The 18,593-nt window shown below is 67.3% G+C and carries 27 protein-coding genes and 1 other RNA gene; 13 read left to right on the top strand and 15 right to left on the bottom strand.

Annotated features, from left to right (window positions below; translation table 11 throughout):
- Nucleotides 1–20: 20 nt before the first annotated feature.
- The 6 genes from NED98_RS04705 to NED98_RS04680 all read right to left on the bottom strand — a co-directional run bounded on the left by NED98_RS04705 (nucleotide 21) and on the right by NED98_RS04680 (nucleotide 4,733).
- Nucleotides 21–359 (bottom strand): DMT family protein, encoded by a 339-nt coding sequence (locus tag NED98_RS04705; protein WP_179511684.1) that lies wholly within the window; start codon nucleotides 357–359, stop codon nucleotides 21–23.
- A 54-nt stretch (nucleotides 360–413) separates the two neighbouring features.
- Nucleotides 414–632: a hypothetical protein gene (locus NED98_RS04700; protein WP_265268414.1), complete on the bottom strand. Its 219-nt coding sequence runs from the start codon at nucleotides 630–632 to the stop codon at nucleotides 414–416.
- A 50-nt stretch (nucleotides 633–682) separates the two neighbouring features.
- A complete protein-coding gene (locus tag NED98_RS04695; RefSeq protein WP_265312092.1) occupies nucleotides 683–1,915 on the bottom strand; it encodes a multidrug effflux MFS transporter in 1,233 nt (410 codons plus the stop codon).
- Nucleotides 1,916–2,049: 134 nt separating this feature from the next.
- Nucleotides 2,050–2,727, bottom strand: a complete 678-nt coding sequence (mtgA, locus tag NED98_RS04690) for a monofunctional biosynthetic peptidoglycan transglycosylase (RefSeq protein WP_265312091.1) — start codon at nucleotides 2,725–2,727, stop codon at nucleotides 2,050–2,052.
- A gap of 85 nt (nucleotides 2,728–2,812) precedes the next feature.
- Nucleotides 2,813–3,715, bottom strand: coding sequence for an RNA polymerase sigma factor RpoH (gene rpoH / locus NED98_RS04685; protein ID WP_179511681.1), 903 nt, complete (start codon nucleotides 3,713–3,715; stop codon nucleotides 2,813–2,815).
- A 67-nt stretch (nucleotides 3,716–3,782) separates the two neighbouring features.
- Entirely contained in the window at nucleotides 3,783–4,733 is a 951-nt protein-coding gene (locus tag NED98_RS04680) for an RluA family pseudouridine synthase (RefSeq protein ID WP_265312090.1), read from the bottom strand.
- Nucleotides 4,734–4,743: 10 nt separating this feature from the next.
- On the opposite strand from NED98_RS04680, the gene NED98_RS04675 reads away from it, so the two are divergent.
- The 11 genes from NED98_RS04675 (at nucleotide 4,744) to NED98_RS04625 (ending at nucleotide 13,145) form a co-directional block, all read left to right on the top strand.
- Nucleotides 4,744–5,151, top strand: a complete 408-nt coding sequence (locus tag NED98_RS04675; protein WP_265312089.1) for a M67 family metallopeptidase — start codon at nucleotides 4,744–4,746, stop codon at nucleotides 5,149–5,151.
- Nucleotides 5,152–5,286: 135 nt separating this feature from the next.
- Nucleotides 5,287–5,931 carry a histidine phosphotransferase family protein gene (locus NED98_RS04670; RefSeq protein WP_265312088.1) on the top strand — a complete coding sequence of 215 codons (645 nt, stop codon included), beginning with the start codon at nucleotides 5,287–5,289 and terminating at the stop codon, nucleotides 5,929–5,931.
- 169 nt (nucleotides 5,932–6,100) lie between these two features.
- Nucleotides 6,101–8,365, top strand: a complete 2,265-nt coding sequence (locus tag NED98_RS04665; protein ID WP_265312087.1) for a chemotaxis protein CheA — start codon at nucleotides 6,101–6,103, stop codon at nucleotides 8,363–8,365.
- Nucleotides 8,362–8,787: a chemotaxis protein CheW gene (locus NED98_RS04660; RefSeq protein WP_265268421.1), complete on the top strand. Its 426-nt coding sequence runs from the start codon at nucleotides 8,362–8,364 to the stop codon at nucleotides 8,785–8,787. The genes NED98_RS04665 and NED98_RS04660 overlap by 4 nt, the downstream gene beginning before the upstream one ends.
- 77 nt (nucleotides 8,788–8,864) lie before the next feature.
- Nucleotides 8,865–9,230: a response regulator gene (locus tag NED98_RS04655; protein ID WP_179511675.1), complete on the top strand. Its 366-nt coding sequence runs from the start codon at nucleotides 8,865–8,867 to the stop codon at nucleotides 9,228–9,230.
- A gap of 13 nt (nucleotides 9,231–9,243) precedes the next feature.
- On the top strand, nucleotides 9,244–10,293 hold the full coding sequence (locus tag NED98_RS04650; RefSeq protein ID WP_265312086.1) for a chemotaxis protein CheB: 1,050 nt from the start codon (nucleotides 9,244–9,246) through the stop codon (nucleotides 10,291–10,293).
- Nucleotides 10,290–11,099: a CheR family methyltransferase gene (locus NED98_RS04645; protein ID WP_265312085.1), complete on the top strand. Its 810-nt coding sequence runs from the start codon at nucleotides 10,290–10,292 to the stop codon at nucleotides 11,097–11,099. Before NED98_RS04650 ends, NED98_RS04645 begins: the two co-directional genes overlap by 4 nt.
- A 56-nt stretch (nucleotides 11,100–11,155) precedes the next feature.
- Nucleotides 11,156–11,845: an N-acetylmuramoyl-L-alanine amidase gene (locus tag NED98_RS04640; protein WP_179511673.1), complete on the top strand. Its 690-nt coding sequence runs from the start codon at nucleotides 11,156–11,158 to the stop codon at nucleotides 11,843–11,845.
- 11 nt (nucleotides 11,846–11,856) lie between these two features.
- Nucleotides 11,857–12,233: RNase P RNA component class A (rnpB, locus tag NED98_RS04635), an RNA gene on the top strand.
- A 76-nt stretch (nucleotides 12,234–12,309) separates the two neighbouring features.
- The gene (locus tag NED98_RS04630; RefSeq protein WP_265268424.1) at nucleotides 12,310–12,846 is read left to right on the top strand and encodes a J domain-containing protein; all 537 of its coding nucleotides are present in this window, start codon (nucleotides 12,310–12,312) and stop codon (nucleotides 12,844–12,846) included.
- Entirely contained in the window at nucleotides 12,843–13,145 is a 303-nt protein-coding gene (locus NED98_RS04625; RefSeq protein ID WP_265312084.1) for a (2Fe-2S) ferredoxin domain-containing protein, read from the top strand. Before NED98_RS04630 ends, NED98_RS04625 begins: the two co-directional genes overlap by 4 nt.
- A gap of 134 nt (nucleotides 13,146–13,279) precedes the next feature.
- Here NED98_RS04625 and NED98_RS04620 read toward each other — a convergent pair whose 3' ends face one another.
- The 9 genes from NED98_RS04620 to NED98_RS04580 all read right to left on the bottom strand — a co-directional run bounded on the left by NED98_RS04620 (nucleotide 13,280) and on the right by NED98_RS04580 (nucleotide 16,677).
- Nucleotides 13,280–13,693, bottom strand: coding sequence for a SufE family protein (locus NED98_RS04620; protein WP_179511669.1), 414 nt, complete (start codon nucleotides 13,691–13,693; stop codon nucleotides 13,280–13,282).
- Nucleotides 13,694–13,879: 186 nt separating this feature from the next.
- Entirely contained in the window at nucleotides 13,880–14,119 is a 240-nt protein-coding gene (locus NED98_RS04615) for a hypothetical protein (RefSeq protein WP_179511668.1), read from the bottom strand.
- 19 nt (nucleotides 14,120–14,138) lie between these two features.
- Nucleotides 14,139–14,387: a hypothetical protein gene (locus tag NED98_RS04610; protein WP_179511667.1), complete on the bottom strand. Its 249-nt coding sequence runs from the start codon at nucleotides 14,385–14,387 to the stop codon at nucleotides 14,139–14,141.
- 25 nt (nucleotides 14,388–14,412) lie between these two features.
- Nucleotides 14,413–14,742, bottom strand: coding sequence for a hypothetical protein (locus tag NED98_RS04605; protein WP_265312083.1), 330 nt, complete (start codon nucleotides 14,740–14,742; stop codon nucleotides 14,413–14,415).
- Nucleotides 14,743–14,771: 29 nt separating this feature from the next.
- Complete coding sequence (locus tag NED98_RS04600) at nucleotides 14,772–15,074, bottom strand: hypothetical protein (RefSeq protein WP_265268427.1); 303 nt, start codon at nucleotides 15,072–15,074, stop codon at nucleotides 14,772–14,774.
- A gap of 33 nt (nucleotides 15,075–15,107) precedes the next feature.
- Complete coding sequence (gene pspC / locus NED98_RS04595; RefSeq protein WP_265312082.1) at nucleotides 15,108–15,494, bottom strand: envelope stress response membrane protein PspC; 387 nt, start codon at nucleotides 15,492–15,494, stop codon at nucleotides 15,108–15,110.
- Complete coding sequence (gene pspB / locus NED98_RS04590; protein WP_265312081.1) at nucleotides 15,494–15,775, bottom strand: envelope stress response membrane protein PspB; 282 nt, start codon at nucleotides 15,773–15,775, stop codon at nucleotides 15,494–15,496. The genes pspC and pspB overlap by 1 nt, the downstream gene beginning before the upstream one ends.
- A gap of 1 nt (nucleotide 15,776) precedes the next feature.
- A complete protein-coding gene (pspA, locus tag NED98_RS04585; RefSeq protein ID WP_265268430.1) occupies nucleotides 15,777–16,445 on the bottom strand; it encodes a phage shock protein PspA in 669 nt (222 codons plus the stop codon).
- Nucleotides 16,446–16,530: 85 nt separating this feature from the next.
- Nucleotides 16,531–16,677: a hypothetical protein gene (locus tag NED98_RS04580; protein WP_179511662.1), complete on the bottom strand. Its 147-nt coding sequence runs from the start codon at nucleotides 16,675–16,677 to the stop codon at nucleotides 16,531–16,533.
- A 173-nt stretch (nucleotides 16,678–16,850) separates the two neighbouring features.
- Between NED98_RS04580 and pspF the strand changes: the two genes are divergently transcribed.
- The gene (gene pspF, locus NED98_RS04575; RefSeq protein WP_265268490.1) at nucleotides 16,851–17,885 is read left to right on the top strand and encodes a phage shock protein operon transcriptional activator; all 1,035 of its coding nucleotides are present in this window, start codon (nucleotides 16,851–16,853) and stop codon (nucleotides 17,883–17,885) included.
- A 64-nt stretch (nucleotides 17,886–17,949) separates the two neighbouring features.
- A complete protein-coding gene (locus NED98_RS04570; RefSeq protein ID WP_179511661.1) occupies nucleotides 17,950–18,561 on the top strand; it encodes a superoxide dismutase in 612 nt (203 codons plus the stop codon).
- Nucleotides 18,562–18,593: the final 32 nt, after the last annotated feature.

The raw sequence follows: 18,593 nt of genomic DNA, 5'->3' as shown, positions 1-18,593 counted from the left end.
AGGGCGAACGGGTTAGGTCTTCACGGCCGCCCGGCGAACATGAACAGCGCCGCACCGATCAGGCAGGCGAACGCGCCGGCGTGGCGCCAGCTCAATTGTTCGCCGAGCACCGCCACCGCGAAAATACCGAAGACGAGGAGGGTGATCACCTCCTGCGCGACCTTGAGTTGCCCGCCGCTCCACCCGTGCGCGTAGCCGATGCGGTTGGCGGGGACGGCGAGGCAATATTCAGCGAGCGCGATGCCCCAGCTGATCAGGATCACCAGCGGCAACGGCTTCGCCATCCCGCCTTTGAGATGCCAATACCAGGCGGTGGTCATGAAGCAGTTCGAAAGGATCAGCAGCGCGATCGTGGGCATCGCGCGACCGTGGCACCGGCGCCGCCGATCCGCAACGCCATAGGCGCCGGCTGGTTATTTCCCGCCGTCGGTTTCGTTGAGGCTATCGACGTCGTCGTCGGCCTCCAGATCGACGTCGAGATCGGGATCGAGATCGGTGATGATCGCCCCGTCGCGTCGCCCTTCGCGCGTCACCTCAAGGATTTCCGCGCGCTGGCTCTCGTCATAGCCGTCCTCGTCGAACCCGTCGTCGCCCGAGCCGTGGCCGTAGATCTGCCGTCCACCCATCGCCATTCTCCTCCTTCGCAAAAGCGCGAACACTCAGGAGGGCCGGGCGGTTCCCTTCAGGCGAGCGGGCGGAAGAGGCGGCCGCGCTCGGTGATGAAGGCGAGACCGATCGCAATCACCGCCGCGACGAGGAATCCGGCGGTCAGCGGCCGCGTCGTCCCGTCGAACGCCTGCCCGATCATCGTCCCGATCGCCGAGCCGAAGGTGAGCGAGATGAACCCCTGCACGCTGGCGGCGGTGCCCGCGATATGCCCCATCCGCTCCATCGCCATCGCCGAGAAATTGGCGCTGGAGAGCGAAAAAGCGGCGAAGGTCAGCGCCTGAAGCACCGCGAAGGTCACGATCGTCTCATGCCCGGTCATCGCGATCGCGAGGTGGATCGCGCTGATCACGATCATCGCGCAGACCGCGCCGTGGCTCAGCCGCCGCGTGCCGATCCGCATCACCAGCCGCGCATTGGTCATGTTGCCGACCATCATCATCCCAGCGCTCAGCGCGAAGATGACGATCAGCAGATGCGGGCGCCCAAAGCCGTCGGCCATGATCTGTTCGATCGACCCGAGATAGCCGTAAAGGCAGGCGGTCAGCGCGGTGGTGGCGAGGGTATAGCCGAGCGAGAGCCGGTCGGAGAGCGTCGCGCGCCACCCGGCGAGGATCGCGGGGAGGCGGATCTCGCGGCGGTCCTCGAGGAGCATCGTCTCCGGGATGCGGATCGCGACCCAGATCATCACGAGAAGCGCGAGGCCGGCGATGATCCAGAAGATCGTCCGCCAGTTGCCGAACAGCAGGATGCCGGCGCCGAGCCCCGGCGCGATGATCGGGATCGCCATGAATACCATGAAGGCGAGCGACATGATCTGCGCCATCGCGCGCCCGGCGAAGCAATCGCGCACCATCGCGATCATCCCGATGCGCGATCCGGCGATCGCGGTGCCGCCGAAGAAACGCGCGGCGAGCAGCAGCGGGAAGCTCGCCGAAATCGCCGCCAGCACGTTGAGCGCGGCATAGGCGGCGAGCGAGCCGATCATCATCCGCCGCCGCCCGAAACGATCGACCAGCGGCCCGTGGAACAATTGTCCGATGCCATAGCCGGCACCGAACACAGTGATCACGAACTGGCGATGATTGGCGACGGTGACGTGAAGCGACTGGGCGATATCGGGCAGCGCGGGGAGCATCATGTCGATGCCGAACGCCCCCATCGCCATTAGCGCGGCGACGATCGCCACGAACTCGCCGAACGGGATCGGCGCGCCGCGCGGGGCGTCAGAGGGTGCCGATGAAGCCATGCCCGCCGCGTTACCGGGCCGGGCGCGGGAAGTCACCTATCTGTTTGGAAACTGTGTGGTGCGAGCGGCCGCTCGCCGGGCCTGCTTAACTTCCCTCCCGGGTGAAGGGAGGGGAGAAGTAGGGAAGGAGGGTTTCAGCGCAGGCAGCTATCGAGCCCGTTGCGCTTCACCACGCCGACATAGCCGGCCAGCCGGTTGCCGTGGCGGCGGACGAAGCCGCTCGGGTCGACCGCCTCGCGCTTCTTGGGCAGCGGCAGGACAGCGGCGATCCGCGCGGCCTCCGTCGGGGTCAGGTGGCTCGCGCTATGGTTGAAATAGCGCATCGCGCCAGCCTCCGCGCCATAGGTGCCGATCCCGGTCTCGGCGACGTTGAGATACATTTCCATGATCCGGCGCTTGCCCCAGATCGTCTCGATCAGCACGGTGAACCACGCCTCGAACGCCTTGCGGACATAGCCGCCGCCCTGGAACAGAAAGACGTTCTTGGCGGTCTGCTGGCTGATCGTCGATCCGCCGCGGATGCGCCCGCCCTCGGCGTTGCGCCACGCCGCCCCGGCGATCGCCTTGTAATCGAAGCCGTGATGCGAGCAGAAACGCGCATCCTCGCCCGCGATCGCGGCGCGCGCCATATTGGGGTCGATCTCGCTCAGCGGCTTCCACTGTTTGGTGATCGAATGGCCGGAAAGCAGGTCGCCCATCATCGTGAAGGTGAACGGCACCGGGACGAAGCGCAGGATCACCACCCACAATACCGACAGGCCGACGAACCACAGGGCGAGCTTGCCGCCGATACGAAGCACATGTGCGATCATGCGGTGTGGTTAGGTCAATGGAAGGTGTATTTCCAATACCCAAACATCGTCATGCCGGGTCAAGCCCGGCATGACGAGGGGGCGCTCAGGCCGGCAGCAACCTTTTCTCGCCGGCCAGCCGCATCATCGCCTTCTGCAGCTTTTCGAACGCGCGCACCTCGATCTGGCGGACGCGTTCGCGGCTGACGCCATAGACTTGCGAGAGCTCCTCGAGCGTCTTGGGATCGTCGGTCAGCCGGCGTTCGGTGAGGATATGCTTCTCGCGGTCGTTGAGGTCGTCCATCGCGGAGACGAGCATCTCGTGCCGCACATCGGCTTCCTGCGCGTCGGCGATGACATTGTCCTGCAGCGGAGCATCATCGGCGAGCCAATCCTGCCACTGGCCCTCGCCGTCCTCGCGCATCGGCACGTTGAGGCTGGTATCGCCCCCCATCGCCATGCGGCGGTTCATGCTGACCACCTCGGCCTCGGTGACGCCGAGATCGGTGGCGATCTTCGCCACGTCCTCTGGCCTGAGATCGCCGTCCTCAAACGCGTCGAGCCGGGCCTTCATCCGGCGCAGGTTGAAGAACAGTTTCTTCTGCGCCGCGGTGGTGCCCATCTTCACCAGGCTCCACGAGCGCAGGATGAATTCCTGGATCGAGGCGCGGATCCACCACATCGCATAAGTGGCGAGGCGGAAGCCGCGATCGGGCTCGAATTTCTTCACGCCCTGCATCAGCCCGATGTTGCCCTCGGAGATCAGCTCCGACACCGGCAGGCCGTAGCCGCGATAGCCCATCGCGATCTTCGCCACGAGGCGGAGGTGCGAGGTGACGAGCTGCGCCGCCGCCTCGGTATCGCCATGCTCCTGGAAGCGCTTGGCGAGCATATATTCCTGCTCGGGCGCGAGGATGGGGAACTTCTTGATCTCGGCGAGATAGCGGTTGAGGCTCTGCTCTCCGCCGAGCGCAGGGATCGTCGCGGGGACGTTGCTGCGATTTGCCATGATCCTAACCCTTTCCCTTTGTCGGGAAGCGGCGGCCTGCGAGTGCTGGGCCGCGCCGTCTCCCACTCTATACGTTGAGCTGAATGAACAGTTCCTGCATGTCAGCAGGCATTGCGCTATCGAATGATAAAGCGGTTCTTGTTATCGGATGGATGAACCCCAGCCGCGCCGCGTGCAAGGCCTGCCGTCGGAAACCGAGCGTTTCGAGGATCGCACGGTGCGCCTGTTTGGTCCGCCCGTAGGCCGGGTCGCCGAGTAGGGCGTGGCCGAGCGAGGCCATATGGACGCGCACCTGATGCGTCCGCCCCGTTTCCAGCCGGCATTCGACCAAAGCCGCGTCGCGCCGCAGCCGCTCGACCGTGCGGTAATGCGTGACGGCGCGCTTGCCGGTCGCGACGATCGCGATCTTCTTGCGGTTCTGCGGGCTGCGCGCCAGCGGGGCATCGACCTTGCCCGCGGGCGGGGCCGGCACCCCGGCGACGATCGCCAGATAGCGGCGGTCGATCGAGTGATCGGCGAATTGTTTCGCCAGCCCCTCGTGCGCCCGATCGGTCTTGGCGGCGACCATCAGCCCCGACGTGTCCTTGTCGATGCGGTGGACGATCCCGGGCCGCGCCACACCGCCGATCCCCGACAGGGAGCCGTGGCAATGATGCAGCAGCGCATTGACCAAGGTGCCGTCGAGATTGCCCGCCGCAGGATGGACGACCAGCCCGGCGGGTTTGTCGACAACGATCAGATGCTCGTCCTCGAACGCGATGACGAGCGGGATATCCTGCGCCTCGTTATGCGCCGGGACGGGATCGGGAACGGTGACCGCGAAGGTCTCGCCCGCGGTCGCCTTGCGCGCCGGCTCGCGGACGAGCAGGCCGTCGCGCGAGACCTTGCCACCGGCGATCAGCACCTTCAGCCGCTCGCGCGAAAGCGTCGGAACGGCGTCCGCCAGCGCACGATCGAGCCGCCAGCCGTCGGCGGCCGCCGTGATCGTCGCTTGAATAACGGAAGCCCCCGGATACATCGTGTCTTAGATGGATAGCACGCTGGAAATTTCAAGACCAACATGGGACCGGATCGTCGCAGATGCGGCAGGGAGCAGCGACGAAATCTGCGGGCTGCTGCTGCGCCATCCGGACGGCCGGATCGAGGCGCGCGGCTGCGCCAATATCCACCCGCAGCCGGCGACGCGGTTCGAGCTGGAGCCCGGCGCCTTGCTCGCCGCGCATCGCGCCGCGCGGGGCGGGGGGCCGGCGGTGATCGGGCACTATCATTCGCATCCATCGGGCAAATCCGAGCCTTCCGCGGAGGATGCGGCGCAGGCCGCGGCGGACGGGGCGATCTGGGTGATCGTCGCGGGCAGCGAGGTACGGGCGTGGCGTGCGGTGGGCGACGGGGCGATGCACGGACGCTTCGATCCGGTGGCGATCGTGGTGCGATAGGATCGAGCTGCGCCTAACATCCGTTGCCGCACACTCCGGGGTGACGAGGCAAAAGGTGCAGCCAATCGGCGGCGGGCTTGCGCCTGACTCCGCGCTTCGCCAAAAGGCGCGGCGTCACAGGGGGACCATATCAACATGACGATCAGCCCGGTCGATTTCGCCAGCCTGCTGTGCTCGCGGCTGTGCCACGACCTGCTCTCCCCGGTCGGTGCGCTCAACAACGGGCTGGAGCTGCTCGCTGACGAGACCGATCCCGCGATGCGCGAACGCTGCCTCGAACTGATGAACGACAGCGCGCGGACTTCGGCCAACAAACTCAAATTCTTCCGACTCGCCTTCGGTGCGGCGGGCGGGTTCGGCGAGCTGGTCGATTCGCGCGAGGCGCAGACCGCGATCGAGGGGCTGCTCGGCGACAACAAGCGGCTCGAACTGCACTGGCTGGTCGAGGAGCCGCAGCTCCCCAAGACCGCGATCAAGGTGTTGCTCAACCTCGGGATGATCGCGGGCGACGCGCTGGTGCGCGGCGGCACGCTGGCGATCGGCGGCGAGAGCCACGGCGAGGTGACCGAGATCGTGCTCAAGGCGGAGGGCACCCGCATCGTGCTCGACGACGAACTGCGCCGGACGCTGGTCGACGGCGCCGACGGGCGCGAGGTGACCCCGCGCAGCGCGGCGGCCTATCTGATCCACACGCTCGTCGCCGAAACCGGCGGCTCGGTACAGGTCAGCGCGCCGGCGGAGAATGTGCTGCTGTTCGGCGCCACGATCCGGGCGGGGTAGAAGCGCAAAAACTTCCGCTCGGGCTGAGCTTGTCGAAGCCCTGCACTTTTCTTCGAAGGAAGAAGGGCAGCCCCTCGACAAGCTCAGGGCGAACGGGTGTTGGGTGATCCGGTTCAATAGGGCGCGCTAAACCCCGATTTAACCGTCTGTCGCGCATGGCCGGCGCAAGATGGACGAATTGCTGCAGGAATTCATCGCCGAAACCCGCGAATCGCTCGAGGCGATCGCGGGCGAGGTCGTCGCGTGGGAGGCCGATCCAGCCGACCGCGCGCGGCTCGATGCGATCTTTCGCTTCGTCCACACCGTGAAGGGAAGCTGCGGCTTCCTCGATCTGCCGCGCGTCGGGCGGCTGGCGCATGCGGCGGAGGATGCGCTGGCGGCGGTGCGCGCGGGGGAACGCGTGCCCGATCCGGCTTTGGTCAATGCGGTGCTGGCGATCGTCGATCGCATCGGCGCGATCGTCGCGGCGATCGATGCCGGGGCGGCGCTCGAAGCATTGGGCGAGGAGGCGCTGATCGCGGCACTCGACCCGGCCTACCAAGGCGAGAAAGGGATCGTCCCGGCGCAGCCCGCGACGATCCAGCGCGGCCAATCGCGCAGCATCCGGCTGTCGGTCGACCTGCTCGACCGGATGATGAACGGCGTCTCCGAAATGGTGCTGGTGCGCAACGAACTCGCGCATCGGCTGGCGGAGAGCGGCGACCAGGCGTTCGAGGGCGCGCTCGACCGGCTGTCGCATACCGTCGCCGAATTGCAGGACGCGGTGACGCGGACGCGGATGCAGACGGTCGATGCCTTGTTCTCCGCCCTGCCGCGCGTGGTGCGCGATACCGCGGCCGAGCTGGGCAAGCAGGTGACGCTGACGATCGACGGCGGCGACGTCGAGCTCGATCGCGAGATGATCGAGCTGCTGCGCGATCCGCTCGTCCATATGGTACGCAACGCGCTCGATCATGGGATCGAAACCCCGGCCGAGCGGCGCGCGGCGGGGAAGCGCGACATCGGGCGGCTGGCGGTTTCGGCGCACCAGTCGGGCAATCGCATCATCGTCGAGATCGCCGACGACGGGCGCGGGGTCGATACCGAGCGGCTCGTCGCGGGGATCGTCTCGCGCGACCCGATGCGTGACGCCGAGCTGCGCGCGCTGAGCCCGCAGCAGCGGCTGGAGCTGATGTTCGAGGCGGGGGTGTCGAGCCGCGACATCGCGACCGCCACCTCGGGGCGCGGCGTCGGCATGGATGTGGTGCGCACCAATGTCGAACAGATCGGTGGCAGCATCGCGCTGCTGAACCGGCCGGGGCAGGGGCTGACCGTCTCGATCGAGGTGCCGCTGACGCTTGCGATCCTCTCGGCGGTGGTCGTCGAGGGCGGCGGGCAGACCTTCGCGCTGCCGCGGCAGGCGGTGCATGAGATCGTCGCGACCGCTGCCGGGGCGACGCGGATCGACCGGATCGGCGACGGCCGGATCGTGACGATCCGCGACCGCCGGCTGCCGCTGATCGCGCTCGACGAGGTACTCGGGCTGCCGGTGCGCGATCCGGCGCTGCTGGCGGTGCTGGAGGTGCCGGGGGGCAGCTATGCGCTCGGCGTAGATACGGTGATCGACACCGAGGAAGTGGTGGTGAAGCCCGCCTCCCCGGCGGTGATGCGCGCCGGAGTCTATGCCGGGATGACGCTTCCCGACAGCGGGCATCCGATGCTGCTGCTCGACGCGGCGGGGCTGGCCGAGGTGTCGGGGCTGCGCTTCTCGCGGATCGATCGCGTCGAGGAGGAGGCGCCGCCCGCGGCGGTGGAGGAGGCGGGGATCGAGGCGCTGCTGTTCGAGGATATCGACGGCCGCCGCCGCGCGATCCCGCTCGCCGCGATCAGCCGGATCGAGCCGCTGCCGGCGGCGTCGGTGCATCAGGCGGCGGGGCAGCATTGGCTGAGCTCGGGCGGGGCGCCCATCCGGCTGGTGTCGGCGGTGGCGTTGCGCGCGCCGGCGGACGGGTGGTCGGCATTGCGCTTGCCCGAGGAATTGGGCGGCGCGGCTTATCCGGTGCGCGAGCCGATCGACATCGTCCGGCTGCCGACCGACATCGCCCCCGCCGCCGCGCCGCTCGCCGGGGTCGCATTGATCGAGGGCGAGGCGATCGAACTGATCGACCCGCTCGCGCTGGGCGCGATGCCCGCCGCGCCGCGGCTGTGCCTGTTGCACGGCGCGGAAGCGGGGTGGATGGAGATCTTCCTCAAGCCCGCGATCGAGGCGGCGGGCTATCGCGTCGTGCGCCAGCTCGCGCCGGGCGAGATGGCCGAAGTGGCGCTGGCGATGGACGGCGAGGAGGAAGCGGGGGTCGAGACGGGGCGGCTGCTGCGATTGGGGCGTACCCCGGCCGATCCGCTCTATCGCTACGACCGCGCCGCGGTGGTCGCGGCGCTGGAGGAGGCGGCATGAGCGCGCGCGAGCTTCACCTCGTCGGCCGGCTCGGCGGGCGCGGGGTGCTGTTTCCAGCGACCCAGGTGCGGCGGGTGGTCGATATCGCCGATATCGTGCCGGTGCCGCATGCCGCGCCGGCGGTGCGCGGGCTCGCCGCGCTGCGCAGCCGGGTCGTCACCGTGATCGACAGCTGGCGGGTGCTCGACCTGCCGTCGCCGCCGCCGGGGCGGCATCGCGCGGTCACCACCGCGGTCGACGGCCATGTCTATGCGGTGCTGGTCGACGATCTCGAGGATGCCGAGCCGGTCGAGGTCGTGCCGCTGCCGCCGGGCACCGCGCTCGGCGAAAGCTGGGCGGCGATCGCGACGGGCAGCGCGGTGCGCGACGGCGAGCCGCTGCTGGCGATCGACCTCGCGCGGCTGATCGCGCGGGTAGGTTGATCGAAGTTTAGAGCCTTAACCTCGTCGTTACCGCTTTCTGTCACCAAGCTTCGCCGCCGGTAGGCACAGGGTGCGTCATGAAGTCATGTCTGGTCGTCGATGATTCGAAGGTTATCCGCAAGGTCGCGCGGCATATCCTCGAGGGGCTCGATTTCGCGGTGGCGGAAGCCGCCGACGGGCGCGAGGCGCTCGATCATTGCGTCGCGACTCCGCCCGACGTGATCCTGCTCGATTGGAACATGCCGGTGATGAGCGGGATGGAATTCCTCCGCGCGCTGCGCGAGACCGCGCTCGCGCCGCTGCCCAAGGTAGTGTTCTGCACCACCGAGAACGGCAGCGCGCATATCCGCGCGGCGATCGATGCCGGGGCGGACGAATATGTCATGAAGCCGTTCGACCGCGAGACGCTGGAAAGCAAGCTGCAGATCGTCGGCGTCGTCTGAACCACGGCGCGCGATGCCGACAACGCTTCGTCATATGCCGGATGCCGCGCCGCGGGTGCTGATCGTCGACGATTCGGCGGTCGCGCGCGCGGTGCTGACCCGGATGACCGAGGAAGGCGGACAATTCGTCGTCGCCGGCGCGGTGCCCGATGTGCCGCGCGCCTTGGCGTTCCTCGGCAGCGCCCAGGTCGATGCGATCCTGCTCGATCTGGCGATGCCGGGGGTCGACGGGCTGACCGGCCTGCCCGATCTGCTCGCGGTCGGCGGCGCGGCGCGGGTGCTGATCGTCTCGTCGAGCGGCGAGCAGGGTGGCAAGGCCGCGCTTCAGGCGCTGGCGCTCGGCGCCGCCGATACGCTGGCGAAGCCGGGCGGCGCGCGTTTCGCCGGAACCTTCGGTGTGGCACTGCGCGAGCGGCTCGCGCGGCTGACCGAACCTGCCTCGGCGACACGCTATGCCCCACGCACCCCGCGCGTGGCGGAAGCGCCGTTCGAGGTGGTGGCGATCGGCGCCTCGACCGGGGGAATCCACGCGCTCTCCGGGCTGCTGCGCGCGATTCCGGCGGGATTCGACCGGCCGATCGTGATCACCCAGCATCTGCCGCTCGCCTTCTCGCCCTATTTCGCCGCGCAGATCGCGGTGCTCGGCAGCCGCCCGTGCGACGTCGCGCGGGATCGCATGCGGCTCGTGCCGGGGCGGATCGTCGTCGCGCCGGGCGATGCGCATATCGTCGCCGCCCCGCTGGGCGAGGACGGGTGCGTGTTGCGGCTGTCGGGCGAGGCGGTGGCGAACGGCAACATGCCGTCGGTCGATCCGATGCTGTCGTCGCTCGCCGAGGTGTACGGGCCACGATTGCTCGCGGTGGTGCTGAGCGGGATGGGGCGCGACGGGCTGGCCGGCGCGGCGGCGGTACGGCGCGCCGGGGGCACGGTGATCGTGCAGGACGAGGCGTCGTCGGTGGTGTGGGGGATGCCGGGCGCGGTGGCCGGCGCCGGGCTTGCCGATGCCGTGATGCCGCCGGATGCGATCGGCCGGCTGATCGCGCGTCAGGTGGCGCGCGGATGATCGGTGCCACATTGCCGGGCGGCGCAAGCAACGCAGCGATCGCGCGGCTGGCGAGCTTGCTGGAGGCCCACACCGGGCAGCGGCTGGCGGCGTCGCGCGCGTGGCGGGTCGATATCGCGCTCAGGCCGCTGGTCGCCGAATATGGGTTACTTACGATCGATCAACTCGTCGCGCGGCTCGATGCGGGGGAGGATGCGGCGATCGGCGAGCGGATCGTCGATGCGATGCTCAATCAGGAAACCTCCTTCTTCCGCGATCCGGGCACGATCGAGGGGCTGATCGCGGCATTGGCGGAAAACGGCGTCATGCGGCCGCGCCTGTGGTCCGCGGGATGCGCGAGCGGACAGGAGCCTTTGTCGCTCGCGATGACGCTCATCGGGCAGGAACGCGCGGGGGAGATCGTCGCAACCGATGTGTCGCCGGGGGCGATCGCGCGCGCGCGGGCGGGGCGCTACAGCCGGTTCGAGATCCAGCGCGGGCTGCCGGTGCGCCAGATGCTGCGCTGGTTCACCGAATGCGGCGCGCATTGGGTCGCGCGGCCCGAATTGCTGGCGCAGATTTCGTACCGCCGGCACAATCTGGTCGACGATCCCCCGCCGGCCGGGCGGTTCGACGCGGTGCTGTGCCGCAATGTCCTGCTCTATCTGTCGCCGACGTTGCGCGCGCGGGTGCTCGACCGGCTCGCGGCGGCGCTGCGGCCGGGCGGGTTGCTCGTGCTCGGCGCGGGCGAGACGGTGAGCGGGCAATCGCGCCATTTCGTTCCCAGCGCGCAGTTTCGCGGCTTCTACACGCGCGATAGCGGTTGATCCCCCCGGCTCGACCGGGCTAGCCACTGACAGCGGCCGGGCAACGGGGAGTGCGTATGAAGATCATCGAGGCGCCGTCGCCCAATTATGACGAACGGTCGCTGCCGATCACGATGATCGTGCTTCACTATACCGGGATGCAGGACGGCGAATCCGCGATCGCCCGGTTGCGCGATCCGGCGGCGAAGGTCTCGTCGCATTATGTTGTGGCCGAGGACGGCACGGTGCTGCGGCTGGTCGATGACGACAAGCGCGCCTGGCATGCCGGCCGATCGCACTGGCGCGACGTGGATGACGTCAACTCGGCGTCGATCGGGATCGAGATCGTCAATCCCGGGCACGAATTCGGCTATCGCCCGTTTCCCGACGAGCAGATCGACGCGGTGATCCGCCTCGTCCACGATATCAAGGACCGTTACGAGATCACCCGCGGCAATATCGTCGGCCATTCGGATATCGCGCCGGCGCGCAAGCGCGATCCGGGGGAGCTGTTCCCGTGGGGGAAGCTCGCGCGGCTGCGGCTCGCGCTGCCGCGTCCGACGCAGAATCTGATGGACCCGATGTGGACCCAATCGGGCTTCCTGATCGCGCTCGAACGCTTCGGCTACGATGTCAGCGATCCGCTCGCGGCGATCATGGCGTTCCAGCGCCGCTTCCGCCCCGAACTGATCGACGGCGAGATCGACGCCGAATGCCGCATGATCCTGCTCGCGCTCCTGCTTCCCAAACCGCGCGGAGACGATTAGGGACCGCTTTGCCAGAGGGCTGGGCGGCCGCGGCCTCCCGATAAGGGAGGGCGAGGAAAGTCCGGGCTTCACGGAACGACGGTGGCGGGTAACGCCCGCCGGGGGTGACCCCAGGGAAAGTGCCACAGAGAGCAGACCGCCAAACGCCCGCACGGGCGCGGCAAGGGTGAAAGGGTGCGGCAAGAGCGCACCGCGCAGCTGGTAACAGCGGCGGCATGGCAAACCCCACCGGAAGCAAGACCGAATAGGGGCGGCATATCGGCGTGTTCCCGCCGGTCGCCCGGGTTGGTTGCTTGAGCCTGTCGGCGACGGCAGGCCTAGAGGAATGGTCGCCCAGTCCCGCCTCGCGCGGGACGGACAGAACCCGGCTTACAGGCCCTCTGGCGCATTTATGATGAGGCGATAGCCGCCGTCGGCACCGCGGCGGTTGCGTCTGGCGGCAATCGCCTTATGTCGCCGGCATCATGGCGCGATCGAGCAGATCAAATGACTGGGGCTTCCCCCGCTGGCGCGGCTACGGCAGTTCGCGGGAGACGAAGCAGGTGCGGCTGTGCGACCGGCACGGCTGCACCGAGCCCGGCGATTGCCCCGCACCCAAATCGCCCAACAGCCCCGATCGCTGGTATTTCTGCGAGCGGCATGCGGCGGAATACAATCGCGGCTGGAATTATTTCGAGGGGCTCGACGCCGAGGAAGCCGCCGCGCGCGAAGCCGCCGAGCGGCGCGACGCCTCGGGCTTCGAGCAGGCGCGCCACTATCGCTGGGGCGGCCCCGGCGACGGCACCCGCTCGCGGGATGAGATGCGTGCGCTGGAGGTGCTGGAGCTCGAGCCCGATGCCGATTTCGAAGCGGTCCGCGCGGCGTGGCGACGGCTGGCCAAGGCCAACCACCCCGATGTCCGCCCCGGCGACAGCGAGGCGGCCACGCGCTTCCATGCGATCCAGGCCGCTTATGAGGTGTTGCGCGTCGCCGAGGAAACGAAAAGCTGGCGGCCGGCGTGAAGCGCGCGCGGGCCGGATGGAACGGCGCGGTGCTGGTGTGCGGCAAATGCTCGCGCAAACTCGACGGCGGTTTCGGCGCGAAGGGGCGGAGCCGGCTGGCAAAGGCGCTGCGGCAATGCGCCGGGCTCGGCAAAGGGCGCAAGGCGAGCGTCGGGGTGATCGAGACGAAATGCCTCGGCCTGTGCCCGAAACATGCGGTGACGGTGGTCGACAAGCGTCGCCCCGGCGAGTGGCTGGTGGTCGAGCCGGGCGAGGACGTCGCGGCGCTGGCGGCGCGATTCGCGTCGCCGGTGCGGTGATCACTAAGCCGCCGCATCCGGCCTATCGTCATTCCCGCGCAGGCGGGAATCCATAAGCAATGCGCTCACGCTTCCTTCGGCGGAGCCAGCCAGAATGGATTCCCGCCTGCGCGGGAATGACGAAGAAGGTTTATTCAGGCCAGCCGAGTCGCCGTCTCGCGGATCAGCGCGATCATATTGGGGATGCCCTGCGTCCGGTTCGAGCTGAGCTGGGTCTTGAGCTCGAACGGCGCGAGCGCGGCGTCGATGTCGGTGGCGCGCACCTCCGCCGGGGTGCGATCCTGCACCGTCGCCAGCACCAGCGCGATGATCCCCTTGGTGATCGCCGCATTGCTGTCCGCGAGGAAATGGAGCCGCCCGTCGGGCTGTTGCTGCGGATAGACCCACACTGCGGCGGAACAGCCGCGGACCAAGGTAGCGTCGGTCTTGAGCGCCGCGGGCATCGGCTCCAGCGCGCGGCCGAGATCGATCAGCAAGCGGTAGCGATCGTCGGCGTCGAGAAACTCATATTCCGCCTGAAGCTCGGCAAGATCGGTTGGGTCGGCCATCGCCGCGCGGGTAAAGCGTTGCGGAGGCCACGGCAACCTTTGGCCTTTTTTCTTCTCCCCTCCCTTGAACAAGGGAGGGGGCGGGGGTGGGTTGGCCCGAGGGGCATCGCTCCGCGCGCCTCATACCCACCCACCCCCAGCCCCTCCCTTCGCGAGGGAGAGGAGCAAGAGGGGCGGGTATGTTTCTTACAGATCCACCCCCGCGGCGATCGCTTCCAGCTTGCGGATGCGTTCCTTGAGGTCGGCGATCTCGATCCGTGCGCTGGCGCTCGGCGCGGTGGGCGCGCGCAGCTCGTGATCGGCGGCGAGCTGCTGCTGCTTGAGCTGCAGCCAGCCGCGCCAGCCGGTCAGCCCGGCGTAGATCAGCATCGCGAGCCCGGCGAGCGCCGCGGATGCCATGGTGAGGTAGAAGCTCGGGTCGGACATGGCCTGACTGCTCCTTGGTTCAGTGATCGCGCAGCTCGTCGATCTGACGGCTCAGATCGTGGCTGCCGTGATTGTCGGTGATGACACGCTCAAGAACGGCGACCCGCTCCTTGAGCTGGCGGATTTCGTCGCGTGCGGCGATCAGGTCGGCGGGGGGCAGTTGCTGCTGCCCGTCCTGCGCGCGGCCGAGCGCCTTGTGGCGATCGGAAAGCACCTTTCCCAAAGTCACGATCAGCACGATCGCGACGACCATCGAAAACGGACCCATCGTGGCGGTTCCCTTGTCCTTCAGTTCAGTTGGCGCGATCGCGCAGGCGTTCGATTTCGTGGCTCAGCATGTTGCCGCTGTCGGTCACGATCCGCTCGACATTGGCGAGCCGATCCTTGATCGCACCCAGCTCGGCGCGGAGCTGGCCGTTTTCCTGCGTCAACAACTTCACTCGTTCGACCGTCTCATCGTCGCGCTTCGGATAAAGCGCCTGACCCCATTGCCCATCGAGCGGGTAGCCGTTCTTGACGCGCATCCACGTCGTCAGCACCCATCCGACCACCCCGGCGAAGCCGATGACCCCGATCACCGGGCCGGCGGTGGCAACCAAATCAAGCAAGTCCCCGTGCGTCATTTTTTTGTTCTTCCTTAATTACTTGCAGCTCAGCGGTCGCGCAACGCCTCGATTTCGGCGGCGGTGCGGGTGGCCGGATCGGTGGCGATCCGTTCGAGCACCGCGATCCGCTCCTCGAGCCGGCTGACCTGACCGGTCAGCTTCTCATTCTCGTTCGACAGCAACATGATCTGGCGCTGATCGTCGAGGCTGGTCGCATTGCTATGACGCCGCCCGCGGCGCACTTCCTCAAGCGGATAACCGTGCTTCGCCCGGACCCACGTCCGGAAGGCGCGGCTGCCGAACACGATCGCGACGATTGCAATCGGCACCAGGAAACCGAAGTCGTGCATGGTCTCTGTCTCTCTCCGTGGGCCGCGCGTGGCTCAGCGCAGGCGTTCGATCTCGTCGGCGAGCTGCGTGTTGCGGCTCGTATAGTGCAGCTCGATATCGGCCAGCCGGCGATCGAGCTCGCGGAACTTGGAGCGGACTTCGGCGGTGCTGCGCTTGGGATTGGTGCGCACGCCCTGCCAGAATTTCTCCTCGTCGGCGGATTGCTGATAGAGGCCGATCGGCTTGTTCGGCGTCACCCAGGCGATCACCATATAAGCGATGATGATCCACCATTGCTGCGCGATGAAGATCATCGCGGCGGTGGCGAGGCGAACCCAGAGCGGGTCGATCCCGGTATAATCGGCGATCCCGGCGCACACGCCCTTCCACTTGGCGTTCTGCTTATCGAGGTAGAATTTGGTGGGGCTGTCCTCGGCCATTAATTCCTCCTCTGGGTCTGGTTTTCCAGCCGATGGTCCGTCTCGCGACGGTAATCGGCGAGGCCGGGTCGGAAATCGGGATTATCGGCGGCGACCAGCCGTTCGACGGTCGTGACGCGATCTTCCAGCCTGCGGGCGAAGGAATGCAACTCGTCGAGCAGCTTCTCGTCCTCGTCGGTGATCCGCGGTGCCTGCTTCCACCTCGTCATATAATGCAGCACTAACCAAGGCAGTCCGATGAACAGGACCGCGACGGTGAGCACAATGGAGAACCCGTCCATCTCAATTCCCCTTATTGAGCCGGGCCTTCAGCGCGGCCAGCTCGGCGTCGATCTTGTCCGCGGATTTCAGCTCCGCGATTTCTTCTTCGAGCGTCTTGGGCTGGGCGCCGAGCCCCATCGCATCGGCGCGGCCCTCCGCCTCGTCGACGCGGCGTTCGAGCATGTCGAAGCGGCTGAACGCGTCGTGCGTCCGCGGGCCGTTCCACATCTCGCGCAGCCGGGTACGATTGTTGGCGCTTTCCAGCCGGGTCGCGATATTGTTCTGCTTCGCCCGCGCCTCGCGCAGCTTGCTCTGCAACTTGGCGATATCCTCTTCGGAGGAGCGTAGCGCATCGTCGAGCACCTTCACTTCGGCGCGAAGCTGGTCGACCATATCGGTCGCCTTCTGGCGTTCGACCAAGGCCGCCTTGGCGAGATCCTCGCGATCCTTGGACAAAGCCAGCTCGGCCTTTTCGGTCCAGTTCGCCTCGAGCGATTCCAGCTTCGCGATATGTCGCCGCATTTCCTTGCTGTCGGCGATCGTCCGCGCGGCCGATGCCCGAACCTCGACCAGCGTTTCCTCCATTTCGAGGATGATCATGCGGATCATCTTCGCGGGGTCTTCCGCTTTATCGAGTAGCTCGGCCATGTTCGCGGCGACGATGTCGCGGGTGCGGGAAAAGATGCCCATTCACGAAACTCCGAAGATTGCCCCTGTGCTATAAACCTTCCGCCGGGGTCGGGCGAGGGGCGGCGCATTGCCCCGGCGGCGGCGATTACGCGATCGTGTGCGTGACCGCGGTCGCCTGAACGATATTCCCCTGATTGGCCGGTCCGACCGCTGCGATCAGCATCGTCGCGCTGGCGAGAAGCGTGAGCGCGGCGGCGACGAAGTTGCGGCCGAGAGTGTCGAGCTTGGTCATGTCTGCCTCCTGAAATTCGATCCGTCATTTCCGCCCTGCGGCGATTGCCCAAAGCATTGCAGGAGGCGTGCCAATTTCGTTTTTGGCTGATTTCCGTGTGTTTTGCCGTGGGCGAAAGAAAAGTTGGCATGGCGCACTTGCCAAATGTCGGCAAATCGCGCCAGATATTGGCGATGGAACGGACGACGCAGGTCATTGGGCAATCGAGCTCGTTTCTCGACGCACTCGAACGCGCGAGCCGCGCGGCTGCGCTCGATCGTCCGGTGCTGGTGATCGGCGAGCGCGGCACCGGCAAGGAGCTGGTCGCCGAACGTCTCCACCGCCTGAGCCCGCGCTGGGACCAGCCGCTCGTCATCATGAATTGCGCGGCGCTGCCCGAAACGCTGATCGAGGCCGAGTTGTTCGGGCATGAGGCGGGCGCCTTCACCGGCGCGACCAAGGCACGCGCGGGGCGCTTCGAGGAGGCGGATCGCGGGACATTGTTCCTCGACGAACTCGGCACGTTGTCGATGGGCGCGCAGGAGCGATTGCTCCGCGCGGTCGAATATGGCGAGGTGACGCGGATCGGCTCCTCGCGCCCGCTGCAGGTCGACGTGCGGATCGTCGCGGCGACCAACGAGCATCTTCCCGAGAAAGTGGAGCGCAATGAATTCCGCGCCGATCTGCTCGACCGGCTGTCGTTCGAGGTGGTGACGCTGCCGCCGTTGCGTGCGCGGCGCAGCGATATCCCGGTGCTGGCCGATTTCTTCGGGCGGCGGATGGCGGCCGAGCTGGGTTGGGAAAGCTGGTCGGGCTTCGGCCCGGCGGCGCTCGATGCGATGCTCGAATATCGCTGGCCGGGGAATGTGCGCGAGCTGCGCAACGTGGTCGAGCGCGCGGTCTATCGCTGGGATCTGACCGATCCGATCGACGTGATCGAATTCGATCCCTTCGCCTCGCCCTATCGCCCCGGCTCGACTGCGTCGGCGAGCCAGCCCGCGCCGGCCGTCGCCGCTCCCCCCGAGGCGGTCAACGACGCCGCGCCGGACGACGGCGACGCTTCGTCCGATTTCAAGACGCGGGTGGCGCGGTTCGAAAAGGAGCTGCTGACCCGCGCCTTGTCCGAAAACCGCTTCAATCAGCGGGCGACCGCCGATGCGCTCGGGCTCAGCTACGATCAGTTGCGCCACGCTTTACGTCGCCACGATCTGATCGGAGCGGTTGCGTAACGAGGTTTGTGGAGCCATTTGGGCTGCGTCGCGTTTGCCTGCGCGAAGACCCAAGGAGGACACAATGGCTTTCGAACTCCCGCCGCTGCCTTATGCCTATGACGCGCTGGAGCCGGTCATCTCGAAGGAGACGATGACTTTCCACCACGACAAGCACCACGCGGCCTATACCGCCAAGCTCAACGAGGGCGTCGCGGCCGATCCGAAGCTGGCGGGCAAGTCGATCGAAGAGATCATGGGCATGATGTCGAGCCAGCCGCCGCTCGTCCGCAACAATGGCGGTGGCTATTGGAACCACGATTTCTTCTGGAAGATCATGGCGCCCAAGGGCTCGACCCAGCCGTCGGGCAAGCTCGCCGCGGCGATCGAGGCGTTTGGCGGGCTCGACAAGCTCAAGGAAGAATTCAACACCAAGGGCGCGGGCCAGTTCGGCTCGGGCTGGGCGTGGGTGATCGTCGACAATTCCGGCGCGCTCAAGGTGACGTCGACCCCGAACCAGGACAACCCGCTGATGGACGATGCCAAGGAACCGGGCACGCCGATCCTCGGCAACGACGTGTGGGAACACGCTTATTACCTCACCTACAAGAACGACCGCCCCGGCTATCTCAAGGCGTGGTGGGACGTGGTGAACTGGGACGAGGCCGGCCGCCGCTACGACGCCGCGGTCGCGTAATCGCGCTCATGTGTCCCCGCGAAGGCGGGGAC

This window comes from Sphingomonas lycopersici (assembly GCF_026130605.1).
Classification (GTDB): Bacteria; Pseudomonadota; Alphaproteobacteria; order Sphingomonadales; family Sphingomonadaceae; genus Sphingomonas; species Sphingomonas lycopersici.
Note: the sequence above shows the minus strand (reverse complement) of the source record. Positions and strands in the feature narration are given on the sequence as shown.